This window comes from Saccharothrix sp. NBAS 001 (assembly GCF_056640475.1).
Genome location: NZ_CM153251.1, coordinates 6,545,700 through 6,563,207, shown reverse-complemented (window position 1 = coordinate 6,563,207; position 17,508 = coordinate 6,545,700). Strand labels below are relative to the sequence as shown.

16 protein-coding genes are annotated in these 17,508 nt (G+C 71.9%); 9 read left to right on the top strand and 7 right to left on the bottom strand.

The annotated features are described in order from the left end of the window. Window positions 1-79: 79 nt before the first annotated feature. From AC0HI0_RS28155 to AC0HI0_RS28140, 4 genes are read left to right on the top strand one after another with little or no spacing between them, the layout of a single operon-like run. Window positions 80-1,267 carry an acetyl-CoA C-acetyltransferase gene (locus AC0HI0_RS28155; RefSeq protein ID WP_480926512.1) on the top strand — a complete coding sequence of 396 codons (1,188 nt, stop codon included), beginning with the start codon at window positions 80-82 and terminating at the stop codon, window positions 1,265-1,267. Window positions 1,268-1,271: 4 nt separating this feature from the next. After that, entirely contained in the window at window positions 1,272-2,237 is a 966-nt protein-coding gene (meaB, locus tag AC0HI0_RS28150; protein WP_480926511.1) for a methylmalonyl Co-A mutase-associated GTPase MeaB, read from the top strand. Continuing rightward, on the top strand, window positions 2,234-2,488 hold the full coding sequence (locus AC0HI0_RS28145) for a hypothetical protein (protein WP_480926510.1): 255 nt from the start codon (window positions 2,234-2,236) through the stop codon (window positions 2,486-2,488). Before meaB ends, AC0HI0_RS28145 begins: the two co-directional genes overlap by 4 nt. 27 nt (window positions 2,489-2,515) lie before the next feature. Next, entirely contained in the window at window positions 2,516-2,815 is a 300-nt protein-coding gene (locus tag AC0HI0_RS28140) for a hypothetical protein (protein WP_480926509.1), read from the top strand. Here the strand turns inward: AC0HI0_RS28140 and AC0HI0_RS28135 are convergent. Then, complete coding sequence (locus AC0HI0_RS28135; RefSeq protein ID WP_480926508.1) at window positions 2,782-3,657, bottom strand: arylamine N-acetyltransferase family protein; 876 nt, start codon at window positions 3,655-3,657, stop codon at window positions 2,782-2,784. The genes AC0HI0_RS28140 and AC0HI0_RS28135 overlap by 34 nt on opposite strands. A 110-nt stretch (window positions 3,658-3,767) precedes the next feature. Here AC0HI0_RS28135 and AC0HI0_RS28130 point away from each other — a divergent pair, with 110 nt between their 5' ends. The 3 genes from AC0HI0_RS28130 (at window position 3,768) to AC0HI0_RS28120 (ending at window position 6,478) form a co-directional block, all read left to right on the top strand. Further along, complete coding sequence (locus tag AC0HI0_RS28130; protein WP_480926507.1) at window positions 3,768-4,166, top strand: pyridoxamine 5'-phosphate oxidase family protein; 399 nt, start codon at window positions 3,768-3,770, stop codon at window positions 4,164-4,166. An 86-nt stretch (window positions 4,167-4,252) separates the two neighbouring features. After that, window positions 4,253-5,815 carry a sensor histidine kinase gene (locus AC0HI0_RS28125; protein ID WP_480926506.1) on the top strand — a complete coding sequence of 521 codons (1,563 nt, stop codon included), beginning with the start codon at window positions 4,253-4,255 and terminating at the stop codon, window positions 5,813-5,815. 9 nt (window positions 5,816-5,824) lie between these two features. Continuing rightward, entirely contained in the window at window positions 5,825-6,478 is a 654-nt protein-coding gene (locus AC0HI0_RS28120) for a response regulator (RefSeq protein WP_480926505.1), read from the top strand. Window positions 6,479-6,543: 65 nt separating this feature from the next. On the opposite strand, the gene AC0HI0_RS28115 is transcribed toward AC0HI0_RS28120, so the two are convergent. Then, window positions 6,544-8,064 (bottom strand): alpha/beta hydrolase, encoded by a 1,521-nt coding sequence (locus AC0HI0_RS28115; RefSeq protein WP_480926504.1) that lies wholly within the window; start codon window positions 8,062-8,064, stop codon window positions 6,544-6,546. 130 nt (window positions 8,065-8,194) lie between these two features. Here AC0HI0_RS28115 and AC0HI0_RS28110 point away from each other — a divergent pair, with 130 nt between their 5' ends. Then, complete coding sequence (locus AC0HI0_RS28110) at window positions 8,195-9,199, top strand: hypothetical protein (protein ID WP_480926503.1); 1,005 nt, start codon at window positions 8,195-8,197, stop codon at window positions 9,197-9,199. Between the two features lie 31 nt (window positions 9,200-9,230). Here AC0HI0_RS28110 and AC0HI0_RS28105 read toward each other — a convergent pair whose 3' ends face one another. The 5 genes from AC0HI0_RS28105 to AC0HI0_RS28085 are packed head-to-tail and all read right to left on the bottom strand — an operon-like array spanning window position 9,231 to window position 13,958. Continuing rightward, complete coding sequence (locus AC0HI0_RS28105) at window positions 9,231-10,199, bottom strand: ABC transporter substrate-binding protein (protein WP_480926502.1); 969 nt, start codon at window positions 10,197-10,199, stop codon at window positions 9,231-9,233. 19 nt (window positions 10,200-10,218) lie between these two features. Beyond that, window positions 10,219-11,214 carry an ABC transporter permease gene (locus tag AC0HI0_RS28100; RefSeq protein ID WP_480926501.1) on the bottom strand — a complete coding sequence of 332 codons (996 nt, stop codon included), beginning with the start codon at window positions 11,212-11,214 and terminating at the stop codon, window positions 10,219-10,221. Then, window positions 11,211-11,972: an ATP-binding cassette domain-containing protein gene (locus tag AC0HI0_RS28095; protein ID WP_480926500.1), complete on the bottom strand. Its 762-nt coding sequence runs from the start codon at window positions 11,970-11,972 to the stop codon at window positions 11,211-11,213. Before AC0HI0_RS28095 ends, AC0HI0_RS28100 begins: the two co-directional genes overlap by 4 nt. 1 nt (window position 11,973) lies before the next feature. Then, window positions 11,974-12,978 carry a class I mannose-6-phosphate isomerase gene (locus AC0HI0_RS28090; protein ID WP_480926499.1) on the bottom strand — a complete coding sequence of 335 codons (1,005 nt, stop codon included), beginning with the start codon at window positions 12,976-12,978 and terminating at the stop codon, window positions 11,974-11,976. Further along, window positions 12,975-13,958: a LacI family DNA-binding transcriptional regulator gene (locus tag AC0HI0_RS28085; protein WP_480934410.1), complete on the bottom strand. Its 984-nt coding sequence runs from the start codon at window positions 13,956-13,958 to the stop codon at window positions 12,975-12,977. Before AC0HI0_RS28085 ends, AC0HI0_RS28090 begins: the two co-directional genes overlap by 4 nt. Before the next feature lie 160 nt (window positions 13,959-14,118). On the opposite strand from AC0HI0_RS28085, the gene AC0HI0_RS28080 reads away from it, so the two are divergent. After that, a complete protein-coding gene (locus AC0HI0_RS28080) occupies window positions 14,119-17,376 on the top strand; it encodes a GH92 family glycosyl hydrolase (protein WP_480926498.1) in 3,258 nt (1,085 codons plus the stop codon). Window positions 17,377-17,508: the final 132 nt, after the last annotated feature.

Here is a 17,508-nt window from a genome sequence, read left to right as displayed (position 1 = left end):
GCCTCACACGGCTACCCCCGAGTAGCCCTGGGTATCGTGACTGGTTAACAACCGCTTACCCAGGCTCGTGGAGGCCGATGTGTCCGGTTCCGTCATCGTCGCCGGGGCTCGTACCCCGATGGGGCGACTGCTCGGATCGTTGAAGGACTTCTCCGGCGCCCAACTCGGCGGCGTCGCGATCAAGGCCGCGCTGGAGCGGGCCGGCGTCGCGCCCGAGCAGGTCCAGTACGTGATCATGGGCCAGGTGCTGACCGCCGGCGCCGGCCAGATCCCGGCCCGCCAGGCCGCGGTCGCGGCCGGCATCCCGATGTCGGTGCCCGCGCTCACCGTCAACAAGGTGTGCCTGTCCGGCATCGACGCGATCGCGCTGGCCGACCAGCTGATCCGGGCCGGCGAGTTCGACGTGGTGGTGGCGGGCGGCCAGGAGTCCATGACCCAGGCCCCGCACCTGCTGCCCAAGTCGCGCGGCGGCTACAAGTTCGGCGACGTGACCCTGCAGGACCACATGGCCCTGGACGGCCTGTTCTGCGCGTTCGACCAGGTGGCGATGGGCGCGTCCACCGAGAAGCACAACGCCCGCTACGGCGTGACCCGCGAGGAGCAGGACGCGTTCGCCGCCCGCTCGCACCAGCTGGCCGCCAAGGCGATCCGGAACGGGCTGTTCGCCGAGGAGATCGCGCCGGTCTTGGTCCCCCAGCGCAAGGGCGACCCGGTGCTGGTCGACACCGACGAGGGCGTGCGCGGCGACACCACGGTGGAGACGCTGGCCAAGCTGCGCCCGGCGTTCGCCGCGGACGGCAGCATCACCGCGGGCTCCTCGTCGCCGATCTCCGACGGCGCGGCGGCCGTGGTCGTGATGAGCAAGGCCAAGGCCGAGGAGCTGGGCCTGACCTGGCTGGCCGAGATCGGCGCGCACGGCGTCGTCGCCGGCCCCGACGCGAGCCTGCACGAGCAGCCGTCGAACGCGATCCGGGCCGCCTGCGCCAAGGAGGGCATCGACCCGGCCGACCTCGACCTGATCGAGATCAACGAGGCGTTCGCCGCGGTCGGCGTCGTCTCGGCCCGCGAACTCGGCGTCGACCAGGACAAGGTCAACGTCAACGGCGGCGCGATCGCGCTGGGCCACCCGATCGGCATGTCGGGCGCCCGGATCGCGCTGCACCTCGCGCTGGAGCTGAAGCGGCGCGGCGGCGGCGTGGGCGCGGCGGCGCTGTGCGGCGGCGGCGGTCAGGGCGACGCGCTGATCGTGCGCGTCCCCAAGGTCTGACGGTGTGGTCCGCACCGTTGACGTAGTAGAGCTGGTCGACCGCGCGCGCGAAGGACAGCCGCGCGCGGTCGCCCGGCTGATCTCGCTGGTCGAGGACGCGAGTCCGCAACTGCGCGAGGTCGCCCGCGCGCTCGCGCCGTTCACCGGCAACGCGCGGGTGATCGGCCTGACCGGGGCTCCGGGCGTGGGCAAGTCCACCGCCACGTCGGCGCTGGTGGGCGCCTACCGGGCGCGCGGCCGGCGGGTCGGCGTGCTGGCGGTGGACCCGACCTCGCCGTTCTCCGGCGGGGCACTGCTGGGCGACCGGGTGCGGATGGGCGAGCACGCCACCGACCCCGGCGTGTTCATCCGCTCGATGGCCACCCGGGGCCACCTGGGCGGGCTGTCGTGGGCGACGCCGCAGGCGCTGCGGGTGCTCGACGCGGCGGGCTGCGACGTGGTGCTGGTCGAGACCGTGGGCGTCGGGCAGTCCGAGGTGGAGGTGGTCTCGCTGGCCGACACCACCGTGGTGCTGCTCGCGCCGGGCATGGGCGACGGGATCCAGGCGGCGAAGGCCGGGATCCTGGAGATCGCCGACGTGTTCGTGGTCAACAAGGCCGACCGGGACGGCGCGGACGCCACCGCGCGCGACCTCAAGCACATGATCTCGCTCGGCCGCCGCGAGCGCACCGACGTGCCGTGGCGGCCACCGGTGGTGAAGACGGTCGCGGCGCGCGGCGAGGGCGTGGCCGACGTGCTGGACGCGATCGACGCGCACCGGGCGTGGCTGCACGAGCGCGGTGAGCTGGCCCGGCGTCGGACCCGGCGGGCGGCGGCCGAGATCGAGGCCATCGCCCTGGAGCGGCTGCGGTCCCGGTTCGGGGACCTGCGCGGTGGCGCGGCCGTGGGAACCTTGGCCGAACGGGTCGTGGCGGGTGAGCTGGACCCCTACGCCGCGGCCGACCAGTTGGTCGAGGGGGTGGGTGCGTGACACCGGTGGTCGTCGACATCGGTACGCGGGACACCAGGCGGGTGCTGATCGGCGCCCTGGTCGCCGGTGCCCTGGGGGTGGTGGCCCTGGTGGGGGCGTTCTCGGGCTACCGCCAAGGTTCCGCCGCGGGCGGGACGATCGCGCTGGTCATCGGCGTGGTGTTCACCGGCATCGGGCTGCTCGCGGTGCTGAACTGGAAGAAGATCTCACGGCCGCGCAAGCTCGTCTTCGAGCCGCCGGGCGTGCGCTAGGACGACCCGCGGGGCGCGCCGTGGGCGGTGCCGTGGCCGGACCTGGCCGGGGTGCGGATCTCCCGGACCCGCGAACGGGCCGTGCAACTGGCCGACGCGCTCACCCGGCGCACCATGGTCCGGCTGGACCTGCTGCCCGCGCACCCGCCGTCGTTCGCCGCGCGGCACCCCGGGCTGGCGGGCCTGGCCCGCCCGGACGGGACCTACCGGCTGCCGCTGGGCGACGCCGCCTACCTGGTCCCGGTCATCGAGCGGGCCGTGCTCGCCTTCGCGCCCCACCTGTACCGGGGGGTTCAGGACGAGGGGTTCACCGTCGGGCTGTCCTGAGCGGCGAGGTGCGCCTCGTGCTGGGCGTTCGCCTTGCGCCACAGGACTTCCGCGTCCGCCGGGGGCAGGGTCAGGCGGTAGACGTCGGCCAGGGCCCGCACCCAGTCGGCACGGCGGTCCAGCACCGTCCTGCGGGTGGTCGCCTCGATCCGGGACAGGGTGAGCGCGCGCAGCGCGTCCCAGCCGCGCGCGTCGGTGCGCTGCGCGGTGAACGTCTTGACGAAGCCCGACTCCGGCGACGTCGACAGGTGGTGGTGGCGCTCGGCGAAGTCCGACATCCGGGCCGGGTTCGGGTCGAAGTCCATGGCGTGCAGGCCGCTGCGCGGGTCGTGGCCCAGCCGCCACCCGCCGGGCGCGACCACCGACGGGCGCAGCGTGAGGGTGAAGGGGCCTTGGCGGTGCTCGCCCGCCCGCAGCGGGAGCGGCGCGTGCAGGCCGACGCCGAGGCCCGCGTCCACCAGCCAGGCGTCGTCGGAGTCCGGCAGGTCGCGGACGGTCAGCACGAGGTGGTGCCGGTTGATCACGGCGGGCGATTCCGGGGTCGTCTGCACTCCGCCGAGGTGCCTCGTCACGTGGTATCCGAGCGCTTTCAGGATCTCCGCGAACGCGCCGTTGAGGTGAAAGCAGTACCCGCCCCGACCGTTCAGGATGCGGGTCAGGGAATCACCCGGGTCCAGCGTCGTCGGGCGGTTCAGCTGGATCTCGATCGTCTCGTATGGCACCCGTTCCACGAACGCCTGGTGCAGACGGGTCAGCGCGCCCGCGCTCGGCGGCTCCGCGCTGGTCAGGCCCAGTCTGCGGAAGAACGCGAGCAGTGTCGGACGCGTTACCGGAGCAGTCACCGAAAATCCCCCATCCGAGTGGGAAGTCGAAGCCGGGACTTCCGACTCTAGGCAAGGACGATCACAGCGCAGAACGTTTTAGACCGGCAACTGGGGGATGAAGAGGTGCGATGTACGACTCCGTGGGACTCCAGGTGCTCTCCCGCGAGGAGTGCCTGAGACTGCTGGGCACGATGGCCGTCGGCAGGCTGGTCTACACCGACCAGGCGCTGCCCGTCGTGCACCCCGTCGTGTACGTGGTGGACGGGGAGTCGGTGGTGCTGCGGGTGCCCGAAGGCAGCTCCACGCTGGTCGCCCGGGACACGATCGTGGCGTTCCAGATCGACGAGGTGGCGGCCGACCTGTCGCGCGGGTGGTCGGTGATGGCGGTCGGTCACGTCAGCGAGGTCGACGACGAGGCGGTGCTGGCCCGGCTGCGCGCGCTGCCGCTGGCCTCGCGCGGGTTCGGCCGGCAGGACCGGTACCTGGTAGTGGCGCTGGAAGTGCTGTCCGGCCGGCGGATCCCGTGACGGCGGACCGGCGCGGTCGGCCGGTGGGAGCGCACGCCCGGCCGAGGGGATAATCTCGGGACCTCCCGGCTGGAGGGGTGGGTCGGTTGCCAGGTTCCCCGGATCCGAACGCGCGCCTGGACGGGTTGCTCCGCGAGCTGACCGACCGGACCGCCGAGGTGCTCGTCTCGCAGGAGCGGATGCACCGGCTGCTGGACGCGGTCGTGTCGCTGGCCAGCGACCTCTCGCTGCCCGACGTGCTGCGCCGGATCGTGGAGTCGTCGTGCAGCCTGGTCGGGGCGCGGTACGGCGCGCTGGCCGTGGTCGGGCCCAACCGGCAGCTGCTGGAGTTCACCTACGGCGACGACCCGCACCCCGCCGAGTTCGACGGCCTGGCGTTCGACCCGGCCGCGCCGGGGTTCCTGGGCGTGCCGGTGCACGTGCGCGGCGAGGTGTTCGGCAACCTCTACCTGTCGGACAAGGAGAACGGCGCCGACTTCACCCGCGCCGACCAGGAGGTCGTGGTCGCGGTCGCCGCGGCGGCGGGCATCGCGATCGAGAACGCCCGGCTCTACGAGCAGTCCCGGCAGCGCGAGGTGTGGCTGCGCGCGTCCAACGAGGTGACCAACGCGCTGCTCACCGGGACACCGGACCGGGACGCGCTGCGGCTGGTGGCGGTCCGGGCGCGGCTGGCGGCGGACGGCGTCAACGCGGTCCTCGCCCTGCCCGACGCGCAGGGCGAGCTGGCGGTCCGGGTGATGGACGGCGAGCTGCGCGGGTTCACCGTGTCCCGGGAGGGCAGCGCCAGCCGCGAGGTGTACGCGACCGGCCTGACCAAGGTGCTCGACGGCCTGCCCGGCCACTTCGACCGGATCGGGCCGGTGGTGATCGTGCCGCTGGCGGCCGGCGAGCGGATCCTGGGCGTGCTGATGGTGGCGCGGTCGCGCGACCACCACGCGTTCGACGCCTCCGACGTGGCGCTGGTCGAGTCGTTCGCCCGGCAGGCCGCGCTGATCCTGGAGTTCACCCGGGCCACCGGGGCGGGCCGCCGGCTCGCCGTGCTGGAGGACCGCGACCGGATCGCCCGCGACCTGCACGACCTGGTCGTGCAGCGGCTGTTCGGGCTGGGCCTGGGGTTGCAGGGGCTCGACGGCCTGGTCGAGCAGCCGCTGGTGGCGCAGCGGCTGGCGGAGTTCGTGAGCGAGGTCGACCAGACCATCCGGGAGATCCGGCGGACGATCTTCTCGCTGCAGGAGCCGTTGGCGGGCTCGGCGTCGCTGCGGGTCCAGCTCATCCGGGTGGTGCAGGACTCCAGCCGGCTGCTCGGGTTCGAGCCGGTGCTGGCCGCCGACGGGCCGATCGACTCGCTGGTGCCCGACCACGTGCGGCCGGACCTGCTGGCCACGCTGCGCGAAGCGCTGGCCAACGCGGCGCGGCACGCGTCGGCGCGCAAGGTCGAGGTTCAGGTGGCGGTCGACCGCGAGGCCACCGAGCTGCGGCTGGTGGTCAAGGACGACGGCGACGGGCTGCCGGACGGGCGCGCCCGGCACACCGGGGGCTTGGTCAACATGGCCGCGCGGGCGGCGCGGTGGGACGGTAGCTGTGAAGTCCGCTCGGAAGCGGGCAAGGGCGTAACGGTGACGTGGTCCGTGCCGTTGGTATCGGGGTAGGGAGGGTTCATGTCCATCTCGGTGCTGCTCGTCGACGACCACGAGATCGTCCGGCGCGGCCTCCAGCAACTGCTCGCCGTGGAGCCGGACATCGACGTCGTGGGTGAGGCCGAGAGCGCCGCCGCGGCGGTGTCCGCGGCCGCCCTGCACCGGCCCGACGTGGCGGTGATCGACGTCCGGTTGCCCGACGGCGACGGCGTCACGGTGTGCCGGGAGATCCGCTCGGTCGTGCAGCCGCCGCCGGCCTGCCTGATGCTGACCTCGTACTCCGACGACGAGGCGCTGTTCGGCGCGATCATGGCGGGCGCGGCCGGGTACATGCTCAAGCAGGTGTCCGGGAACGACCTGGTGTCGGCGATCCGGACGCTGGCCGGCGGCGGGTCGCTGCTGCACTCCGGGGTCACCGCGACGGTGTTGCAGCGGCTGCGCGGCGGGCCGGTGGAGGATCCCCGCTACGCCGCGCTGAGCCCGCAGGAGCGGCGGATCCTGGACCTGATCGCCGAGGGCCTGACCAACCGGCAGATCGCCGGGCGGCTGTACCTGGCCGAGAAGACCGTGAAGAACTACGTCTCCTCGCTGCTGCACAAGCTCGGGTTCGACCGGCGGACCGAGGCCGGGGTGTACGCGGCCCGGCGGCGGCAGTCCGGCGCGTCCGGCGGCTGACCGCCCTCCGGGGAACGACCGGCGGGACTCCCGTCGCGGGCCCCGCGACGGGAGTCCCACCGCGCTCACAGCCAGTTCGCGCCGGTCAGCGACCGGTCGCCGCTCTCGGCGGTGGGCTTCGTCGGGTCCGGGAGGGGCGTTCCGGCGCAGGTCACGTCCTTGGCCGGGACCTTGCCGTCCACGATGAACGCCTCGACCAGGTCGTCCACGCACCGGTTGCCGAACCCGTAGATGCCGTGGTCGCCCTCGTCGGTCACGGTGAGCAGCCGGGAACCCGCGAACTTCTCGTGGGCGCGCCGGGCGCCCTCGACCGGGGTGGCCGGGTCGCGGACCGACTGGACCATCAGGATCGGCGGGACGCCCTTGCCGGTCGGCGTCTTCAGGTGCAGCGGCGGGCGGTTCCAGAACGCGCACGGGGCCAGGATCTGGTACGAGCCGATCAGCGGGTACAGCTTGCCCAGCCGCTCGGCCTCCTCGGCCAGGTACCCGCGACCGCCCCGGAACTCGGTGTCGTTGCACGCGATGCCGTACAGCGTCGCGTTCGCCGCGTCCGGGTAGCGGATGTCGGAGGCCGCGACGGCGTTCACGGTCGGGTTGGCGAGCGCCGAGAACGTCTTGGCCGCGCTCGGGAACCGGGTCTTGCTGTACAGCGCCTGCACCAGGAGCACGTCGAGCGTGACGCCGTTGAAGATGGTGCCGTCGGGGAGCTGCACCGGGTTCTCCGCCAGGCGCGCCCGGGTCCGCTCGTAGGCGCGGCGCACCTGCTCGCCGGTCGTGCCCAGGTGGTAGAGGCTGTCGTACTTCGCCACCCACGGCAGGAAGTCGACCCGGAACCGGCGTTCGAAGCCCCGGCCGAACTCGTCGAAGATGTCCTGGAACGTGGTGGTGAACTCGGTGTTCGAGTCGAGCACGAACTTGTCCACCCGCTGCGGGAAGTAGGTCGCGTAGTACGCGCCCAGCCACGTGCCGCCGGAGTAGCCGATCCAGTTGATCTTGTCGCGACCGAGCAGGTGCCGCAGCAGGTCGAGGTCCTTGACGGTCTGCTCGGTGTTGACCACCTTGCCCAACTCGCCGGAGTTGCGCTGGCAGGTGCCCGCCTGGAGTTCGGCGGCGTCGTAGAGCAGCTCCACGTTCGCCCGGCTGCGGTCACGCGGGTCCGCCACGCTCAGGAAGTCGAAGTTGGCGCAGGTCACGTTGGTGCTCGCGCCCGTGCCGCGCGGGTCGACGCCGATGATCTCGAAGTTGTCGACCAGCTTCGACCGGCTCTGGTAGAGCAGCGGCAGGGTGCGGCCGGGCGCACCGGGGCCGCCCGGGTTGGTCAGCACGCTGCCCCTGGCCTTGCCGGACTTGGGCTTGAGCCGGCTCACCGCGATGGTGATCGTCTTGCCGTTGCCGGGGCTGCGCCAGTCCTGCGGCGCCCGGTAGGTGCCGCACTCCAGGTCGGGCGCGGGGATGTCGGTGCACGCGGCCCAGCCGATGGTCTGGTCGTGCAGCGGGGTGCGTCGGTCCTGCTCCTGTGCCTGCGCCACCGCCGGTAACGTCGCCACCAGGGCGACGGCGGACACGGCCAACACTGCTCTGCGCATGGATTTCCCCCTCCAGTCGTGCCCCCACCTCATCGGTGTGGTGGGGTGGACGACAAGCGCAGAAAGGCTGGCGTTCGGGTCTACGAAAGAACTAGGCCAGTTGCTGCCCGGGGAAAGTAAGGTCGGAAGCGTGGGGATTTTCCGGAGGAAGCGGCCCGCCGCGGTCGCCCGTGAGGTGGTGCGCGACCACACCTACGACGACGCGATCCTGGACATCGCGGCCGAGGAGATGGACGCGGGGCACCTGCGCGCGGCCACCACCGTGCTGGCCGAGTGCCGGGACGAGCCCGAGCTGCGGGCGTTGCGGGTCGAGGTGCTGGGCGAGCACGCCATCGGGCACGCGGACGAGCTGCTCGAACTCGCCAAGGCCAACTCCGACCCGGACCTGTGGCTGCTCGCGGGCACCGCGTTCATCCGGGAGGCCTGGGCGATCCGGGGGTCCGGGCGCGCGGACAGCGTCGGCAAGGACCGCTTCAAGGTCTTCTTCGGCACGTTGCGCAAGGCCGTCGGGCCGCTGCACGAGGCCGCCAAGCTGCTGCCCCGCGACGCGGTGCCGTGGGCGCTGCTCCAGACGGCGGGCCTGGGCCTGCAGGTGGACCGCGACCAGAAGGACGAGGTGTGGCGGGAGATCGTGGCCCGGTGCCCCTCGCTCTACCCCGCGCACTGGACCCGGTTGCAGATCCTCGCGGCCAAGTGGGGCGGGTCCGCCGAGGAGATGATGGCGTTCGCCCAGGGCAGCGTGGACGCCTCGGCGCCCGGCGACCCGGTGGTGGCGATGCTGCCCCTGGCGCACTTCGAGATCTTCCTGGAGCAGTTCGAGGAAGCGGTCCAGGCGCGCAGCGCGTTGAAGATCGCCACGCTGAAGCTGCGCTACTTCAGCCGGGTGCGCGACGAGATCGCGCAGGCGGCGGACCGGTGGGACGCCTCGCCGGCGCGGGCGCACCCGCGTTCGTTGCAGGCGCACAACCTGTTCGCGGCGGCGTTCGCGCTGGCCGACGACGCGCCGCGGGCCCGTCGGCACCTGATCGGGATGCGCGACCACGTGCACGACGTGCCGTGGGCGTACGTGGCCTACCTGGCCGACGACCTGGAGAAGGAGTACTCAGAGTTGGCCAACAAGTACTTGGACGCCTGAGCCGGGTTCGGGCCGGCTCAGGCGTCGGCGTTCAGCACTTCTGCTTGTAGAAGTACTTCTCGTTGGCGTCGAGGTCCGCCTTGGTGATCGCCAGCAGGGTGGTCTCGATGTCGCGCTTGACCGAGCCGCCCTCGATGGCCGCGATCGCCTGCTCGACGCCGATGCGCCCGATGGCGGCCGGGTCCTGCGCGATCAGCGCCTGCACCGCGCCGCCGCGCAGGTCGGTCACCTGCTTGGGGCTGGCGTCGAAGCCGATCAGGTTGACCGCGCCGGTCCTGCCCGCGTTGCGCAGCCCGGTCGCCGCGCCCTCGCCGGTGTTGAGGTTGGTGGCGAACACGCCGATCAGGTCGGGGTTCGCGGCGAGTGTCGCGGTGACCTTGGACGCGGCCTGGTCGGGCTCGTTGTCGGTGTACTGCTGCCCGACGTACTTCAGGTTCGGGAACTTCGTGATCTCGTCCTCGAAGCCCTTGGCGCGGGCGTCCGTCGTGGACGTGCCGGCCTTGGTGTTGAGCACCAGGACCGACCCCGGCTTGTCGCCGGCGAGCTTGGCGAGGGTCTGCGCGGCCAGTTGGCCGCCCTGCTCGTTGTCCGAGGACACGGTGGACACCGCGACCGACGTGTCCTCCAGCTTGGTGTCGACCTCCACGACCTTGATGCCGGCGTCCTTGAGCTGCTTCATGGGGCCGGCCATGGCCTTGTCGTCGGTCGGCGCGATCAGGACCGCGCCGGGCTTGTTGGCCAGCACGCCGGTCACGATCGGGGTCTGCAACGTCGAGTCGAACTTGGCCGGCGCCTGGACGTCGACCTGGTAGCCCCTGGCCGTCGCCGCCTCGCGGAACCCGCACTCCATGGAGATGTAGAACGGTTCGGCGGCGACGCCGGGGATCAGCACCATCTTCTTGGCCTCGCCGGTCCCGCCGGTGTCGCCGATCTGGCCCCCGCCCCCGCACCCGGTCAGCAGCAGGGCCGCTCCGAGCAGGGCAACTGTCCTCGTTGACATGGTCTCCCCAACCTTTCGGCTAGCGTTGATTGCGCGCCCTTCGCCGCGACTGGTCGAACCACACCGCGGCCACCAGCACGATGGCCACCGCGATCGGCTGCCAGTACACGTTCACGCCGACGATCACGAAACCCTTGCGCAGCACGGCGGGGATGAACACGCCGAGCACCGTGCCGACGATCGACCCCGCGCCGCCGAACAGGCTGGTGCCGCCGAGCACCACGCCCGCGATGGCGTTGAGGTTGTCCGTGTCGTGCCCGGTGATGGACGCGACCCGGAAGTACGCCAGCGCCATGAATCCCGCCAGGCCCGCGAGCGTGCCGGCCAGCAGGTAGACCCGGACCAGGTGGCCGGTGACGCCGATGCCGACCCGGCGGGCGGCCTCCTCGTTCGAGCCGAGCGCGTAGGTGTGCCGGCCGAACCTGGTGGTGGACAGCACCAGCGCGCCGACCGCGGTCACCACGGCGGCCAGGATCACCAGGTTGGGCACGCCGAACCAGGTGCCGGTGCCCAGGCTCTCGCCCAGCACGTCGGGCACGCCGCTGACGTTGGAGCCGTTGGACAGCAACTGCCCCGCCCCCAGCGCCGCGCCGAACGACCCCAGCGTCACGATCAGCGGCGGGATGCCCGTCCTGGCGACCAGCAGGCCGTTGAGCAGGCCCCAGGCCGCGCCGCTGACCAGCGCGGTGACCAGTCCGATGAGGACGGTCCCCCAGCCGGCGGCGGTGGCGTTGCCGCCGTTGACGGCGTTCATGGTCATCGCCGAGGTGACGCCGGAGAAGACCAGCACCGAGCCCACGGACAGGTCGATGCCGGAGGTGATGATCACGAACGTCATGCCGACCGACAGCACCAGCAGCACCGACGTCTCGACCAGCGTCGTCTGGAGGGTGAACGTGGTCAGCACGGCGTCCGGGCGGATCGCGCCGAACACGGCCACGAGCACCAGCAGGACCAGGCCGATCCACAGGGTGTTCGCGCCGAACAGGCGCTGCCCGAGGGTTCGCTCGGTCATCCGTCCTCCTGCGAGAGCGCGCCGGTCATCGCGCCGACCAGCTCCTCCACGGTCGTGTCGGCGGCGGTGAACCTGGCCACCCGGCGGCCCAGCCGCAGCACCTCGACGCGGTCCGACACGGCCAGCACCTCGGGCATGTTGTGGCTGATCAGCACGACCGCCAGACCTCGGTCGCGGACCCGCTTGACGACCTCCAGCACGCGTTCGCGCTGCACCACGCCGAGCGCGGCGGTCGGTTCGTCCATGAACACGAGCTTGCCCGCCCAGACCACGCTGCGGGCCACCGCGACGCTCTGCCGCTGGCCGCCGGACAGCGCGCCGATCGGCACGTCCACGCTCTGCAACGTCACGCCCAGCTCGCCGAAGGACTCGGTGGCCTTGCGGCGCATCGCCTTCTTGTCCAGCACGCCCAACCGGCCGAGCAGACCGGGCTTGAGCAGCTCGCGGCCCAGGAACAGGTTCGCCGCCGGGTCGAGGTCCGGCGCGACGGCCAGGTCCTGGTAGACGGTCTCGATGCCCAGGTCCCGCGCGGTGGTGGGGGTGGGCAGGGTGATCGGGCGGCCGTCGAAGGTGATCGTGCCGCTGTCGGGCCGCTCCGCGCCGGACAGGCACTTCACCAGGGTCGACTTGCCGGCCCCGTTGTCCCCGATGAGGGACACCACTTCGCCCGCGTACGCGGTGAACGACGCACCCCGCAGCGCTTCCACGCCGCCGTAGTGCTTCACCAGGTCGCGGGCCTCTAACAGGGGTTCTGCCACGTCAGCTCCCGAGGCTCGACGGCAGCGGCGGGCGACAGCGGACGGCGACCAGGTCGCCGGTCAGCACGGTCTCGCCCGCCGCGTGCGGCACGACGACCGTGCTGCCCTTGCGCAGCGGGACCTCGCCCAGTGCGCCTTCACCGTCCAGCACCACCAGCACGGCGAACGACGGGTCCAGCGCCCGGTGGCCGGCGACGTGCAGGCGGTCCGCCCGGAAGAACGGGTCCGCCTTGGCGCGCAACAGGTTCACCGAAGGCGCGACGCGGGACGCGGTGTGCGTGAGCAGGTCCTCCACGTGCTGCGCCCGGCGGTCCAGGCACTCCAGCGCGGCCTCCTGGCCCAGGCCCAGGTGCCAGGAGTCCGCGCCGGGCAGGAAACCCCGCCACTCCAGCGTGACGGAGAAGTCGGTGGGCTGCTGGAGTTCGACGATGAACACGCCCTCGCCGATGGCGTGCGGCACGCCGGCGGGCACGAACAGCGTGTCGCCCGCCTTGACCGACACCGGGTTCAGTGCGCCCAGCAGCGCCGCCGAGTCCTGTGTGGACACCCAGCCGGCGACGGTCTCCGCCGGGACGTCCGCGCGGAAGCCGAGGTAGGCGGTGGGGTCCGGGCCGGTCGTGCCGACCACGATCCACGCCTCGGTCTTGCCGTGCCGGCAGGCCAGGTGCTCGGCGGCGAAGGCGTTGGACGGGTGGCAGTGCACCGGCAGGCGCTGGCCCGCGTCGAGCAGCTTGACCAGCAGCGCGGTGTCCGCGCCGAACTCCGCGACGTGCTCGGGACCCAGCCACGCCACCGGGTCCTCGGCGACCGAGGCCCGCAGCCACCGGCCGTCCGGCAGCCTGGTCAGGCCCGCCTCGTCCTGCCCGTACAGGGTGGTGGTCGAGGCCACCCAGTCCTCGGGGCCCTGGTCCGCCCCGGGTTCGCCGCGCAGCGCGGCGATCGCCGCACCACCCCGGTAGAACTGCTTCGGCTGGTTGGCCGGAAGCGCGATCGGCTGGTCGCTCACGCACGAACCTCCCCTGATCCACGGGCCACCAACCGGACCGGCAGCACCACCCGGCGCGGCGGTGACGCGTCGCCGTCCAAGCGGGCGTACAGCAGGTCGGCGGCGGCCTTCCCCAGCGCGCTCGCGTCGTGCGCGATCACGCTCACCGGCGGCGAGAGCAGGTCCGCCAGCTCGAAATCGTCGAAGCCGAGCAGCGCCGGTCGCGACGCCGACCCGGCCAGCGCGCGCAGCGCGTGCACGGTGATCCGGTTGTTGCCGGTGACCACGGCGGTCGCCGGGTCGGCCGCGTTCCGCAAGCGGTGCAACGCCCTGCGGACCGACGCCTCGTCGTGCGGCCCCATCTCGACCAGCGACTCGTGGAAGCCGACGCCGGCCCGCGCGCAGCCCTCGCGGAAGCCGCGCAGGCGTTCGTTGGCGGTGAAGATGTCCGGCGCGTCGCCGAGGAACGCGATCCTGCGGTGCCCGAACGACGCCAGGTGCGCCACCGCTTCGACCGTGCCGCCGACGTTGTCCACCAGCACGGTGTCCGCGACGACGTCGCCCGCCGGGCGGTCCAGGAACACCACGGGCGTGCCCGCGCGCATCTCCGGCACCAGGTACCCGTGCTGCACGCCCGCCGGCACGATCAGCAGGCCGTCGACCCGGCGGGAGCAGAACTCCAGCGCCAGTTCCCGTTCCCGCGCCGGGTCCTCGTCCGACGAGCCGGTGATGACCTGCCGGCCGCGCAGCCGGGAGATCTCCTCCACGGCCCGCGTCACGCCGGAGTAGAACGGGTTGCCCACGTCCTCCAGCACCAGGCCGACGGTGCCGGTCGACGAGCCCCGGCGCAGGTTGCGCGCGCTCAGGTTGCGCCGGAAGCCGAGCTGGTCGATCGCCGCGAGCACCCGTTCCGCGGTCGCCGGGTGCACCCCCGCCTCGTCGTTCACCACGCGCGAGACCGTCTTGATGCTCACACCCGCCAACCGCGCCACGTCGTTCATGGTGGCGCGCCGGACCTTCCGGGCGGTGCCGTTCGCGGACAACGTTGTCATAGTCCGCGAATCACACACCCGGGCATGGTCCGTGTCAATGATGCGCGCTGTCTCGAACCGGACAACACTCGGACACGGCCTTGACGCACCCCCGACACACTCCGCGAGTATGCGATTACCCCACGTTTGTGGACAGCGTTGTCAACGAGGAGGGCTCGTGAAGACGGCACTGGCGACAGCGGCAGTCGTGGCAATCGCGTTGGTCCAACCGGTCGCGTCCCACGCCCAGGCGGAGGACCTCGCGCACTGGGTGAACCCGTTCGTCGGCACCCGGCCGGGTGGTCCCGACCACGGCACCGGCGGCGGCGCGGGCAACAACTTCCCCGGCGCGGACGTCCCGTTCGGCATGGTGCAGTGGAGCCCCGACACGGTGACCCGCCAGCACGGCGGCTACTTCTACGAGGACAACCGGATCAAGGGCTTCAGCCTCACCCACCTGTCCGGCGCGGGGTGCTCGACCTACCAGGACGTCCCGATCACGCCGTTCGTCGGCGAGGTGACGACGTCGCCCGCCGCCGACCCGAACCGCTACGTCTCGACCTTCTCGCACGCCAACGAGTCCGCCACCCCCGGCTACTACGGCGTCACCCTGGACAGCGGCGCGAAGGTCGAACTCAGCGTCACCCAGCGCACCGGCATCGGCCGGCTGGCCTACCCCGGCGGCAGCACGTCCACCCTGCTGGTCAACACCTCCGGTTCGATCGCGGGCACCGACGACGCCGAGGTCACCATCGGCACCGACAGCATCAGCGGGTGGGCCACCAGCGGCCGGTTCTGCGGCGCGGACCACCGCTACCGGGTCTACTTCCACGCCCAGTTCGACCAGTCGTTCGAGTCGATCGGCACCTGGAAGAACGGCGCGGTGACACCCGGCAAATCCGCCGAGCGCGGCGGCTCCCCGCGCAAGGGCGACCTGGGCGACGCCCGCAAGACCCTTGCCGCGCAAGGTGAGCAGCGTTCGGTGGGCGCGCTGGACACCACGGTCTCCGGACCGGGCAGCGGAGGGTACGTCACGTTCGCCGACCCGGACGTGACCATGCGGGTCGGCCTGTCGTTCGTCTCGGTCGACGGCGCGAAGAAGAACCTCAAGGCGGAGAGCGGCACCCAGTCGTTCGACGGCATCCACACCGCCGCCCGCAAGGCGTGGAACGACCGGCTCGGCCAGATCAAGGTCGCCGGCGGCACGGACGCCCAGCGCACCACGTTCTACACGGCGCTGTACCACTCCCTGTTGCAGCCCAACGTCTTCTCCGACGTCGACGGGCGCTACCCCGGCTTCGACGGCCGGCTGCACACCGCCGACAAGGGCCACGCGATCTACACCAACTTCTCCGGCTGGGACGTCTACCGCTCGGAGATGCAGCTGCTCTCGCTGCTGGCGCCGAAGGAAACCGCGGACATGGTCCGCTCGATGGTGGCGTTCGCCGAACAGGGCGGGTCTTGGGACCGCTGGACGGTCGCCAACGGCTACACCGGGGTGATGGTCGGCGACCCGTACCACGTGATGGTGGCCAGTGCGTACGCGTTCGGCGTCAAGGACTTCGACGCGAACAAGGCGTTGCTGCTGATGCTGCGCGGCGCGACCCAGCCCACCCAGGGCTACGAGGAACGACCGGGGCTCAAGGAGTACCAGGATCTCGGGTACGTGCCGATCGGCGCGGAAGGCGTCTGGGGCGCGCCCGCCACGACCCTGGAGTATACCAGCGCGGACTTCGCCATCGCCGACTTCGCCCGCCGCCTCGGCGACGGCGCCACCTGGCAGACCTTCATGAAACGGGCCCAGTACTGGCAGAACGTGTTCAACCCGGCCACCTCCTACACCCAGGCGCGCAACCGCGACGGGTCGTTCGTCGAGCCGTTCGACCCCGGCAACCCGGACAACTGGGTCGAGGGCAACGCCGCCCAGTACACCTGGATGGTGCCCCACAACGCGCGCGGCCTGTTCACCGCGATGGGCGGCGACGCGAAGGTCCGCGACCGGCTGGACTTCTTCTTCACCAAGCTCAACGCCGGCCCCGACGAGCCGCACGCGTTCCTCGGCAACGAGCCGATCATGCACAGCCTGTGGCTCTACAACTGGGCCGGCGCGCCCGCCAAGACCCAGGCCGTGGTGCGCCGGGCGGTCGACGAGCTGTTCGGCCCCGGCCCGAACGGCCTGATGGGCAACGACGACCTCGGCCAGATGTCGTCGTGGTACGTGTGGGCCGCGCTCGGCATGTACCCGGTCGTCCCGGGCCGCGCCGAACTCGTCGTCAACAGCCCGCTGTTCTCCGAGGTCACCATCACCCGCCCGAACGCCAAGCCGATCGTGGTCAAGACCTCCGGCGCGGGCAAGCACGTCGCCGGCCTCAAGCTCAACGGCCGCGCGCAGACCCGCACCTGGCTGCCGGAATCCCTGGTGGCCAACGGCGGCACGGTCGAGTTCGACCTGGCCGCCGACCCGACCACGTGGGGCACCGGACCGGCCGACGCGCCACCGTCGTTCCGCGATGGCGAGGTGGGCCAGCAGTCGTTCATCGCCCCCGGACGCCTAGTGCTGCCCGCCGGCGGGACCGGCACGGTGACCATCGGCGCGCAGGACTTCTCCGGCAAGGGCGGCAAGGTGGGCTGGACCGCCCAGCCGCCCAACGGGATCACCGTCACGCCGAGCCAGGGCGAGATCACCGCGCCACCGGGCGACAAGGCCGGGCAGACCGTGACGATCACCGTCGCCGCGAACGCCCCCGAGCAGACCCACCGCGTCCCGGTCACGTTCTCCAACGGCCAGCGCAGCACCATTTCGGTCCTGGTGGCCGACCCGGGCAGCCTGCGGGCCGCGTTCAACAACGTCGGCACCTCGCCGGACGACAACCAGGCCATCGGCAACTTCGACGGCGGCGGCTGGAGCTACTCCCGGAAAGCGCTGGGGGAGAAGGGCCTGACCCCCGGCGCGAAGATCACCCACGACGGCATCGCCTACACCTGGCCCACCTCGCCGGTCGGCGAGCCGGACAACGTCAACACCACCGGCCAGACCATCACGCTCAACGCCACCGGCACGAAACTCGGCCTGCTGGGCAGCGGTGGCGGCGGCAAGGCGTCCGGCAAGCTCACCGTCACCTACGCCGACGGGAGCACGCAGGTAGAGGACGTCGGTTTCTCCGACTGGGCCCTGGGCGGCAACGCGACCACCCCACCGTCGTTCGACAACCGGGTCGTCGCCATCACGCCCTACCGGAACAACTCCAGCGGAACTTCCCAGCAGCTCAAGATGTTCCTGTTCGCGACCGCGCCGATCACCCTGCAAGCCAAGGAGGTCCGCTCGGTGACCTTGCCCTCCGCCGTCACCGGCGGCACCTTCCACGTCTTCGCGATAGGCGTCGGCTAGTCGACCCACAGATTCCACATCAACCCAATCGCCCACCCACCCATCCACCCACTCACCCACTCACTCACCCGTCAGTTCACCCCACCCGCTCACCCCCGCCAACCCAGACGTTCACCCAATCGACCGGGAGGT